The sequence below is a fragment of the Streptomyces lonarensis genome (assembly GCF_012033735.1).
Taxonomy (GTDB): Bacteria; Actinomycetota; Actinomycetes; order Streptomycetales; family Streptomycetaceae; genus Streptomyces; species Streptomyces lonarensis.
In genome coordinates, this window is the sequence record NZ_JAAVJD010000088.1 from 9,808 (window position 1) to 20,867 (window position 11,060).

The 11,060-nt window shown below is 73.9% G+C and carries 8 protein-coding genes; 2 read left to right on the top strand and 6 right to left on the bottom strand.

Translation table 11 applies throughout. The features are described from left to right. The first annotated feature begins 133 nt into the window (after positions 1-133). Together HCN56_RS13140 and pgi are read left to right on the top strand one after the other, a co-directional pair. A complete protein-coding gene (locus HCN56_RS13140) occupies positions 134-469 on the top strand; it encodes an RNA polymerase-binding protein RbpA (RefSeq protein WP_167970644.1) in 336 nt (111 codons plus the stop codon). A 100-nt stretch (positions 470-569) separates the two neighbouring features. Then, entirely contained in the window at positions 570-2,237 is a 1,668-nt protein-coding gene (gene pgi / locus HCN56_RS13145; RefSeq protein ID WP_167970646.1) for a glucose-6-phosphate isomerase, read from the top strand. Between the two features lie 84 nt (positions 2,238-2,321). Here pgi and HCN56_RS13150 read toward each other — a convergent pair whose 3' ends face one another. From HCN56_RS13150 to tkt, 6 genes are all read right to left on the bottom strand, one after another. After that, positions 2,322-3,779 (bottom strand): alpha/beta hydrolase, encoded by a 1,458-nt coding sequence (locus HCN56_RS13150; protein ID WP_167970648.1) that lies wholly within the window; start codon positions 3,777-3,779, stop codon positions 2,322-2,324. A gap of 237 nt (positions 3,780-4,016) precedes the next feature. Continuing rightward, entirely contained in the window at positions 4,017-4,772 is a 756-nt protein-coding gene (pgl, locus tag HCN56_RS13155; protein WP_167970650.1) for a 6-phosphogluconolactonase, read from the bottom strand. After that, entirely contained in the window at positions 4,769-5,914 is a 1,146-nt protein-coding gene (gene opcA, locus HCN56_RS13160; RefSeq protein ID WP_167970652.1) for a glucose-6-phosphate dehydrogenase assembly protein OpcA, read from the bottom strand. The genes pgl and opcA overlap by 4 nt, the downstream gene beginning before the upstream one ends. Further along, positions 5,911-7,470, bottom strand: a complete 1,560-nt coding sequence (gene zwf, locus HCN56_RS13165) for a glucose-6-phosphate dehydrogenase (RefSeq protein WP_312871214.1) — start codon at positions 7,468-7,470, stop codon at positions 5,911-5,913. Before zwf ends, opcA begins: the two co-directional genes overlap by 4 nt. Before the next feature lie 8 nt (positions 7,471-7,478). Then, positions 7,479-8,609 (bottom strand): transaldolase, encoded by a 1,131-nt coding sequence (gene tal / locus HCN56_RS13170; protein WP_167970654.1) that lies wholly within the window; start codon positions 8,607-8,609, stop codon positions 7,479-7,481. Positions 8,610-8,641: 32 nt separating this feature from the next. Continuing rightward, entirely contained in the window at positions 8,642-10,720 is a 2,079-nt protein-coding gene (gene tkt / locus HCN56_RS13175) for a transketolase (protein ID WP_167970656.1), read from the bottom strand. Positions 10,721-11,060 lie beyond the last annotated feature (340 nt).

The following is an 11,060-nucleotide window of genomic DNA, read 5'->3' on the forward strand; positions in this document are numbered from 1 at the left end:
CGCGCCCGGCCCCGCGAGGGGCCGGGCGCTTCCGTTCCCCCGCTCACCCGCACGCGTGAGCCCCCTGTGCGCGCGGGTTTCGTCACTTACACTGAAGCGACTTCTTCCGCAGCTGAGGCAGGGAGTTACGACCGTGGCAGGTGGCAACGCGATCCGGGGCAGCCGGGTCGGGGCGGGGCCCATGGGCGAGGCCGAGCGCGGGGATTCCGCCCCGCGCCTGCGCATCTCCTTCTGGTGTGCCAACGGGCACGAGACGCGGCCGAGTTTCGCCAGTGACGCGGAGGTCCCGCCGCACTGGGACTGCCCGCGCTGCGGGTTCCCGGCCGGCACCGACCGCGACGACCCGCCCGCGCCGCCGCGCACCGAGCCCTACAAGACCCACCTCGCCTACGTGCGCGAGCGCCGGACCGAGGCCGACGGCGAGGCCATCCTGGCCGAGGCGCTCGCCAAGCTCCGCGGCGAGATCTGAGCGTCCGGCCGGATACGCGCGCGCTGCCCCCGGCTGCCGTCCCGTGATCGACTAGCGTGTGCCCCATCGGTGACGTCGACACGGATGGGCGATACGCACGATGAACGCAGCGGGACGGGCCAGGCTGGACCGGATGCCGGAGTGGGGCGCGCTTGCCGTCCACCACGCGGAGTCGACCGGCACGCATCTGCGGGAGCTCTTCGCCGCCGACCCGGGACGCGCCGAGCGCCTCACGGTCCGCGCCGGCGACCTCCACATCGACTACTCGCGGAACCTCGTCACCGACGAGACGCTGCGGCTGCTGCGCGAGCTGGCGCGCGCCACGGACGTCGCCGGGCTGCGCGACGCCATGTTCACCGGTGAGCGCATCAACACCACCGAGGACCGCGCGGTGCTGCACACCGCGCTGCGCACCCCGAGCGACGCCGTGGTGGCGGTGGCGGGCGAGGGCACCAACGTGGTCCCGGCGGTGCACACGGTGCTCACGAAGATGCAGGTCTTCGCCGACCGCGTCCGGTCCGGCGACTGGCGGGGCCACACCGGCTCCCGCATCCGCACGGTGGTCAACATCGGCATCGGCGGCAGCGACCTGGGTCCGGCCATGGCCTACGAGGCGCTTCGCGCCTACAGCGACCGCGGGCTGGCCGTCCGCTTCGTCTCCAACGTGGACGGCGCCGACCTGTACGAGGCGGTCCACGACCTCGACCCGGCCGAGACGCTGTTCGTCGTCGCCTCCAAGACGTTCACCACCATCGAGACCATCACCAACGCCACCTCCGCCAAGGAGTGGCTGCTGGCCGGGCTCGGCGTGCCGGCCGGCGACGAGTCGGCGGTGGCGCGGCACTTCGTCGCCGTCTCCACCAACGCGGCGAAGGTCGCCGAGTTCGGCATCGACACCGACAACATGTTCGAGTTCTGGGACTGGGTCGGCGGCCGCTACTCCTTCGACTCGGCCATCGGCCTGGCGCTGATGACCGCCATCGGTCCCGACAACTTCCGCGAGATGCTCGCCGGTTTCCACCTGATCGACGACCACTTCCGCTCGGCGCCGCCGGAGGAGAACGCGCCGCTGCTGCTCGGCCTGCTGGGGGTCTGGTACGGCGGCTTCCACGGCGCGCGCTCCCACGCGGTGCTGCCCTACTCGCACTACCTGGGGCGGTTCACCGCCTACCTCCAGCAGCTCGACATGGAGTCCAACGGCAAGTCGGTGGACCGCCAGGGCCGTCCGGTGGACTGGCAGACCGGCCCGGTGGTGTGGGGCACCCCCGGCACCAACGGCCAGCACGCGTACTACCAGTTGCTGCACCAGGGCACCCAGCTCGTCCCCGCGGACCTCATCGGCTTCGCCCGCCCGGTCAGCGGCATGCCGGCGGGCCCGGCCGGCCACCACGACCTGCTGATGGCGAACCTCTTCGCCCAGGGGCAGGCGCTGGCGTTCGGCAAGACCTCCGAGGAGGTGCGCGCCGAGGGCGTCGCCGAGGAGCTGGTCCCGCACCGCACCTTCCCCGGCAACCGCCCGACCACCACCATCCTGGCCCCGGAGCTGACCCCCTCCGTCCTCGGCCAGCTGGTGGCGCTCTACGAGCACAAGGTCTTCGTGCAGGGCGCGATCTGGGACATCGACTCCTTCGACCAGTGGGGCGTGGAGCTGGGGAAGGTCCTGGCCAAGCAGGTGGAGCCGGCGCTCACCGAGGGTGCCGAGGTACCCGGGCTGGACGCCTCCACCGCCGCGCTGGTGGCGCGCTACCGCGAGCTGCGGGGCCGCTGAGCCGCCGTACCTCCCGCTGCCCGCCGCGCCCCGGGGCCCGTGTGCCACGGCACGGGCCCCGGGGCGCCGGAGGTCGCCGCCCGGTCAGGCGGTGGGTGGCTCGCCGCCCTCACAGGTGGTGTCGGACTCCGGCAGTTCCCCGGTGAGCAGGTAGCGGAAGCCGTGGTCGTCCACGCAGCCGTTCCGCTCGTACAGGAACTGCCCGTGGTTGCCGCTGTCGACGACCACCAGCCGCGAGTCGGTCAGCACCTCCCGCATCCGCTCCGCGCCGGCCAGCGGCGTCGCGGGGTCGTCGGCGGCGTGCAGCAGCAGCATCGGCGGCAGTTCCACCGAGCCGATATCCACCGGCTCGCCGGCGGGCTCCTCCCAGAACGCGCACGGTGCGCTGTACCAGGTGTTCAGCCAGGCGAAGTGCGGGGCGCGCTCCGCCGATTCGGCGGTCGCCGCCCGCCAGGTCTCCCAGTCGGTGGGCCAGGCGTCGTCGGTGCAGGTGTAGGCGAGCAGCGCCGCGGGGACGCCCTGCTCGGCGAGCTGGTCCACCGCCGACAGCAGCCGCCCGGAGTCGCCCGCCCGGTGGGCCGCCACCGTCCCGGCCAGCTGCGGCCAGGAGAGGTCGGTGTAGAGCGCCGAGGCGAGCATGTCGTCCAGCTCGGCGCTGCCCGCGCGCCCGCCTGCCGGCTCTTGCGCCAGCTCCTCCCGGGTGGCGTCCCAGCTCTCTTCGACCGCCGCCGCGTCGGAACCGAGGCCGTAGGCGTCGTCGTGCTCCGCCGCCCAGGCGAAGAACTGGCCCGCGCGGTGCTGGAAGGCGTCGTTCTGCTTGAACTGCACCTCCCAGGAGCTGTCCGACGGGTCGCGGACGCTGTCGAGGACCATCCGACCGGTCCGCTCCGGGAAGAGCGTCGCGTAGGTGGTGCCGAGCCGGGTCCCGTAGGAGTAGCCGAGGAAGTCCAGCTGCTCCTGGCCGAGTTCGGCGCGGATCAGCTCCAGGTCGCGGGCAGCGTTCTCGGTGGTGAGGTGCGGCAGCAGCTCCGCGCCCTCGGCGCCGCACGCCTCCGCCACCTGGCGGGCGGCATCCAGCCGCTCCGCCTCCTCGTCGGCGGAGCCGGGCCGGTAGGGGAGCGCGGGACGCGGTGGTTCGGTGTCCGGCTCGCCGCACACCAGCGGTGTGGAGGCGCCCACGCCGCGGGGGTCGAAGCTGACGACGTTGTACACGTCGGCGACCTCGGGCGGCAGCGACGACCACACCTGCCGTTCGGTGCCGATGCCCCGGGAGCCGGGCCCGCCCGGGTTGACCACGAGGGTGCGCGGGGCGTCGCCCCGGCCGGTGATCGACAGCGTCAGCTCGATGGTGCCGGCGTCGGGGTCGTCGTGGTCGAGCGGCACCTCCAACGCGGCGCAGTAGACGCCGCGTTCCGCGCCGCCGGGGCACTCGCCCCACTCGGGCCCGTCGTCGGCCGCGGCTGTGGCGGGCACGGGGGACAGGGCGAGGGCGAGCGCGGTGGCCACCGCCACGCCGGCGCCGAGGGATGGGGTACGGATCACGCAGGGGTCCTTCCAGCCGGGGCCCGGCGCGTGCCGCGGCAGCGCGGTGCGCCGGTCGGTCGTACGCGGCGCGCGCCGCGTGCGGGCGCTCCTGCCCCCAGTGGCCGCGGCCACACGGCCCGGCCCGGCGAGCCGCCGTCCGTCCGTCCGGCGCGGCGCGCAGCGCGTCGGGGCACGGCGAAGGGCCCGGACACCGCGTTCGGTGTCCGGACCCTTCGGATCAACGGCGGACGGCCGTCAGGCGGTACCGGCGGCCGTACGGTCCAGCAGCCAGAGCGTCCGCTCCCGGCCGCGGGCGGCTGCCGCCGGGACCTCGCCGTCGGCCGGTGCGGCCTGTGCCCGTGCCACGGCGTCGGCCTTGTCCTCGCCCGCCGCCAGCAGCCACACCTGCCGTGCCGACCGGATGGCCGGCACCGTCAGGGAGATCCGCGTCGGCGGCGGCTTGGGCGCGGCGGTGACGGCCACCGCCGCGGCGTCCCGCGCCGCGAACCCCGGGTGGCCCGGGAACAGCGACGCGACGTGGGTGTCCGGACCGACACCCAGCAGCAGCACGTCGAAGGCCGGGGCGCCGTGCGGGGCACCGGGCCCGGCCGCCGCCGCCAGCTCCCGCGCGTACCAGGCCGCGGCGGCGGCCACGTCGGCGCCGAACGCCCCGTCGGAGCACGGCATCGCGTGCACCCGCGCGGGGTCCACGCCGACCTTCCCCAGCAGGGCCTGCTGCGCCTGGGTGGCGTTGCGGTCGGGGTCACCGTCCGGCAGGTAGCGCTCGTCGCCCCACCAGATGTCCAGCGCCGACCAGTCGACCGCCTCGCGCGCGGGAGAGGCGGCCAGCGCCGCCAGCAGCGCGTTGCCGTTGCGGCCGCCCGTCAGCACCACGGAGGCGGTGCCGCGGGCGGCCTGCGCGTCGGCCAGCGCGGTCAGCAGCCGGGCGGCGGTGGCGTGCGCCATCACCTCGGTGTCGCGGTGGACGACCACCTCGGGGGAGTCAGTCATGCCGTCGCCTCCCCGCTGCCCGCGGCGTCCCCGCCGGTTGCCGCGTCGGCCGCCTCACCCTTGCCGGCCCGTCCCGCCTTGGCGGAGCGGGCACGACCCGCGCGCGCCCGCCCGGCGGGCTTCGCGCCGGCGTCGGCCTCGGTCGCCGCCGCGGCCTCCACCGTCCCGTCGCCGTCACCCGTGGCGTCGTCCGCCGCGGCGGCCGCAGCCGCCGGCAGGTGCTCCAGCCGGGCCACCCCGAACCGGAGCGCCGAGGCGTACGCCTCGTCCGGGTCGAGCCGCCGCAGCTCCTCCGCGATCAGCTCGGGGGTGTCGCGCCGGTGCAGGGCGACGTGCCGCTCGGGCTGGCCGGGGACGGCCAGCTCCGCCAGCGACCCGTCGGGCCGGTCCAGGCAGATCTCGCCGTCGGCGGTGTACAGCCGGACCCCGGTGATGCCCGGTCCGGCGGAGAGCACCCGCCGGACCGGGACACCGAGACGGTCGGCGAGCCACAGCGCCAGCAGCTCCGTGCTGGGGTTGTGCTCCTCGCCCTCGACCACCGCACCCGTCACCGGGGCGTGCCGCTGGTCCAGCGCCGAGGCGAGCATGCTGCGCCACGGGGTGATCCGGGTCCAGGCGAGGTCGGTGTCACCGGGGGCGTACCCCGCCTCGCGGCGGGCCAGGCAGGCCACCGGGTCCTCGGCCGCGGCCATGTCGGTGATGCGGCGCTGCGCGAGCGCGCCCAGCGGGTCGGAGGCGGGCCGCTCGGGCGCGTCCTCCGGCCACCACACCACCACCGGGGCGTCCGGCAGCAGCAGCGGCAGCACCGCGCTGTAGGAGTGGGCGGCGAGTTCGCCGTGCAGCCGCAGCAGCACGGTCTCCCCGGCGCCGGTCTCACCGCCGACGCGCACCTCCGCGTCCATCCGGGCGCGGGCGCGGTCCCGGGGCGACCGCCCCGGGCGCCGCACCACGACCAGGATGCGCGAGGGGTGCTCCTTCGACGCCTCGCTGGCCGCGCGCAGCGCGTCGTAGTGGGTGCCCTCGTCCGTGACCAGGACCAGCGTCAGCACCATGCCGACGGCCGGCGAGCCGGTGGCCCGCCGGGCCTTCATGAGCGCCGCGTTGATCTGGCCGGACGTGGTGTCCGTGAGGTCGATCTTCATGGGCGCCGCCAACTCCGTCCGTCCCGAGCGAGCATGTCGTCCGCGGCCTCCGGGCCCCAGGTGCCGGCGGTGTAGGGCTCCGGCCTGCCCTGCGCGGCCCAGAACTCCTCGACCGGGTCGAGGATCTCCCAGGACCGCTCCACCTCCTGGTGGCGGGGGAAGAGGTTGGCGTCACCGAGGAGGACGTCCAGCAGCAGCCGCTCGTAGGCCTCGGGGGAGGACTCCGTGAACGACTCGCCGTACGCGAAGTCCATGGTGACGTCGCGGATCTCCATCTGGGTGCCCGGGACCTTCGAACCGAACCGCAGTGTCACGCCCTCGTCCGGCTGGACCCGGATCACCAGGGCGTTGTTGTTCAGCTCCCGGGTGTCGGTGGCGTCGAACGGCGAGTACGGGGCGCGCTGGAAGACCACCGCGATCTCCGTGACGCGGCGCCCGAGCCGCTTGCCGGTCCGCAGGTAGAACGGCACGCCCGCCCAGCGGCGGTTGTCGATCTCCAGCTTCAGCGCCGCGTAGGTGTCGGTCACCGACTCGGGGTCGATGCCGTCCTCCTCCAGGTAGCCGAGGACCCGCTCGCCGCCCTGCCAACCCGCGCCGTACTGCCCGCGCACGGTGTGCCGCGCCAGGTCGGCGGGGAGCCGCACGGCGCGCAGCACCTTGAGCTTCTCCGTCACCAGCGCCTTGGCGTCGAAGGAGGCGGGCTCCTCCATCGCCGTCAGCGCCAGCAGCTGGAGCAGGTGGTTCTGGATGACGTCCCGGGCGGAGCCGATGCCGTCGTAGTAGCCGGCGCGGCCGCCGATCCCGATGTCCTCGGCCATCGTGATCTGCACGTGGTCGACGTAGCCGCGGTTCCACAGCGGTTCGAACATCGTGTTGGCGAACCGCAGCGCCAGGATGTTCTGGACCGTCTCCTTGCCGAGGTAGTGGTCGATCCGGAAGACCTCGTGGTTGGGGAAGACCCCGTGCACGGTGCGGTTCAGTTCCTGCGCCGAGGCCAGGTCGTGGCCGAACGGCTTCTCGATGACCGCCCGGCGCCAGCTGCCCTCGGGCGGCTCCGACAGCTGGTGCTTCTTCAGCTGCCGCACGACGGTCGGGAAGAACTTCGGCGGCACCGACAGGTAGAACGCGAAGTTGCCGCTGGTGCCCCGCTCCTGGTCGAGCGTGTTGATGGTCTCCCGCAGCCGCTCGAACGCCTCGTCGTCGTCGAAGACGCCGGGAACGAACCGCATCCCCTCGGAGAGCTGCTGCCACACCTCCTCACGGAAGGGTGTGCGGGAGTGCTCCTTGACCGCGTCGTGCACGACCTTGGCGAAGTCCTCGTCCGCCCAGTCCCGCCGGGCGAACCCGACCAGCGAGAAACCCGGGGGCAGCAGCCCCCGGTTGGCGAGGTCGTAGACGGCCGGCATCAGCTTCTTGCGCGAGAGGTCCCCGGTCACGCCGAAGATCACCAGGCCGGAGGGGCCCGCGATCCGCGGCAGGCGCCGGTCCTGGGGGTCCCGCAACGGGTTGGACAGGGCGGGGTCGCCGCCCTGTCCTCCCGTGGAGTGGCTGCTCACTGGTGTTGTCAGCCCTTCTTCGGTGAGAGCCGGTCCAGTTCGGCCTTGGTGGAGGCCAGCAGCTCGTTCCAGGCCGTCTCGAACTTCTCCAGGCCCTCGTCCTCCAGCAGCTGGACGACCTCGTCGTAGGAGATGCCGACCCGGGCCAGCGCGTCGAGCTCCGCCCGTGCGCGGGCGTACCCCTCCTCGCCGTCGGCGCTCACCGTGTTGCCGGTGATCTCGCCGTGGTCGGCGGTGGCCTCCAGCGTCGCCCCCGGCATGGTGTTGACGGTGCCGGGCGCCACCAGCTCGGTGACGTACAGGGTGTCCGGGTAGGCCGGGTCCTTGACGCCGGTCGAGGCCCACAGCGGCCGCTGGGCGTTGGCGCCCTTGGCGAGCAGCGCCCGCCAGCGGTCCGAGGCGGTGACCTGCTCGTACGCCTGGTAGGCGAGCCGGGCGTTGGCGAGGGCGGCCTTGCCGCGCAGCGCGGTCGCCTCCTCGGTGCCCAGCGCGTCGAGCCGCTTGTCGATCTCGGTGTCCACGCGGGAGACGAAGAACGACGCCACCGAGTGGATGCGCGAGATGTCCAGGCCCTTGGCGTCCGCCTGCTCCAGGCCGGTGAGGTAGGCGTCCATCACCTCGCGGTAGCGCTCCAGGGAGAAGATCAGCGTGACGTTGACGCTGATGCCCTGGGCGACCGTCTCGGTGATGGCGGGGAGCCCGCCCCGGGTGGCCGGGATCTTGATGAGCGTGTTGGGACGGTCCACCAGCCAGGCCAGCTGCTTGGCCTCGGCGGCGGTGGCCTCGGCGTCGTGGGCGACCCGGGGGTCGACCTCGATGGAGACCCGGCCGTCACGCCCGCCGGTCACCTCGAACACCGGGTGCAGGACGTCGCAGGCGTCCCGCACGTCGGCGGTGGTGATCATGCGGAGCGCCTCCTCCACGGAGACGCCGCGCACGGCGAGTTCGGCGACCTGCCGCTCGTAGCCCTCCCCGGCGGAGATCGCCTTCTGGAAGATCGCCGGGTTGGTGGTGACCCCGACCACGTAGCTCTGGTCGAGCAGTTCGCCGAGGTCGCCCGAGGTGATGAGCCGGCGGGACAGGTCGTCCAGCCAGATCGCGACACCCTCCTCGGAGAGCCGCTTGAGTGCTTCGGTCATGGGAATCGCAACTCCTGCTCGGTCGTGTGTGGTCAGCCCTGGGCGGCGGCGAGGGACTCCCGGGCGGCCTGCGCCACGGCTTCCTCGGTGATGCCGAACTCGCGGTACAGCGTCTGGTAGTCGGCGGAGGCACCGAAGTGCTCCAGCGACACCAGCCGGCCGGCGTCGCCGATCCACCGGTACCACGTGAGGCCGACACCGGCCTCGACAGCGACACGCGCCCGCACCGACGGCGGCAGCACGGTGTCGCGGTACGCCTGATCCTGCTCCTCGAACCACTCCACGCACGGCATCGACACGACGCGCGTGGGGATGCCCTCCGCCTGGAGCGTCTCGCGGGCCGCGACGGCCAGCTGGACCTCGGAACCGGTGGCGATCAGCACCAGCCGCGGGTCGCCGCCCTCGGCCTCGGTGTGGACGTAGCCGCCGCGGACGGTGTCCTCGTTGGCCGCGTAGGTCGGCACGTTCTGCCGGGTCAGCGCCAGGCCGTGCGGCGCGGGCGCGGCGTTGTGGCGGCGCATGATCTCGCGCCACGCGATGACGGTCTCGTTGGCGTCGGCGGGCCGGACGATGTTCAGCCCCGGGATCGCGCGCAGCGCGGTCAGCTGCTCCACCGGCTGGTGGGTGGGGCCGTCCTCGCCGAGACCGATGGAGTCGTGCGTCCAGACGTAGGTGACCGGCACGCGCATCAGCGCGGCGAGCCGCACCGCGGGCCGCATGTAATCGGAGAACACCAGGAAGGTGCCGCCGTAGATGCGGGTGTTGCCGTGCAGCGCGATGCCGTTCATCGCCGAGCCCATGGCGTGCTCACGGATGCCGAAGTGCACCGTGCGGCCGTAGGGGTCCGCGGTCGGCAGCGGGTTCCCGGCCGGCAGGAACGAGCTGTCGGGGTCGATCGTGGTGTTGTTGGAGCCCGCGAGGTCGGCCGAACCGCCCCACAGCTCCGGGATGACGGCGCCGAGCTTCTTCAGCACCTCGCCGGAGGCCTTGCGGGTGGCGACGGCCTTGCCCGGCTCGAAGGACGGCAGCGCGTCCTCCCAGTTGTCCGGCAGCTTCTCGGCGCGGATGCGGTCGAACTCGGCGGCGCGCTCGGGGTTGGCCTCGCGCCAGGCGGCGAACCGCTCGTCCCACGCGGCGTGCGCGGCGCGGCCGCGGTCGACGACCTTGCGGGCGTGCGCCAGCACCTCCGGGTCCACCTGGAAGCTCTGCTCGGGGTCGAAGCCCAGCAGGCGCTTGGTGGCGGCGACCTCCTCGTCGCCGAGCGCCGAGCCGTGGGCGGCCTCGGTGTTCTGCGCGTTCGGCGCGGGCCAGGCGATGATCGAGCGCGCGGCGATGATCGACGGGCGGCCGGTCTCGGCCTGCGCGGCGAGCAGCGCCAGCTGCAGGGCGGCGGGGTCGAGGTCGCCGTTGTCGGCCTGCGGGACGCGCTGCACGTGCCAGCCGTACGCCTCGTACCGCGCCAGGACGTCCTCGGAGACGGCCGTCTCGGTGTCGCCCTCGATGGAGATGTGGTTGTCGTCCCACAGCAGCACGAGGTTGCCGAGCTTCTGGTGGCCCGCCAGGGAGGCGGCCTCCGCGGAGACGCCCTCCTGGAGGCAGCCGTCGCCGGCGAACACCCAGATGGTGTGGTCGAACGGCGAGGTGCCGGGGGCGGCGTCCGGGTCGAAGAGACCGCGCTCGTAGCGCGCGGACATGGCCATGCCGACGGCGTTGCCGATGCCCTGGCCCAGCGGGCCGGTGGTGGTCTCCACACCGGTGGTGTGCTTGACCTCCGGGTGCCCGGGGGTCTTGCTCTCGAAGGTGCGGAACGCCTTGAGGTCCTCCAGCTCCATTCCGTACCCGGAGAGGTACAGCTGGATGTAGAGGGTGAGGCTGGTGTGACCGACGGACAGCACGAACCGGTCACGGCCGGTCCAGTCCGGGTCGCTCGGGTCGTGCCGCATCAGCTGCTGGAAGACGAGGTAGGCGGCCGGGGCGAGGCTCATCGCGGTGCCCGGGTGCCCGTTGCCGACCTTCTGGACGGCGTCCATCGCCAGGACCCGGACCGTGTCGACGGCCCGCTCGTCCTGCTCGCTCCAGTCGAACGTGGAAGTGGAAGGCGTGCTGCTCACCCTGCGTCAGGGCTCCTCTCCGCGGTGGTTACCGGGCCCGCGGTGCGGGCCCGTGATGACGGGGATCGGACTGCTCCCGCCGAGGCGCCACCGAGCCTACCCCCGTGGCGCGCGCCCGGAATTACCCGCTCGGCAGGTGGTCCCCGGTGACGCTGACCTCGATGTTCCACCATGCCGCGCCCCGGCGTACGCCGCCGCTCGGGGGCCTCGCAGGATCGTTCGCGCGGCGTCGGGGGCAGGGCCGCCGGGTGGTCGCCCCGCGGTCGTGCGGCGTCCCCCGTGCCGGGCGCGCCGCCGGGTGGGCCGGCGGCCCACGGCGGGGACGGCGCTCCCGATCGGC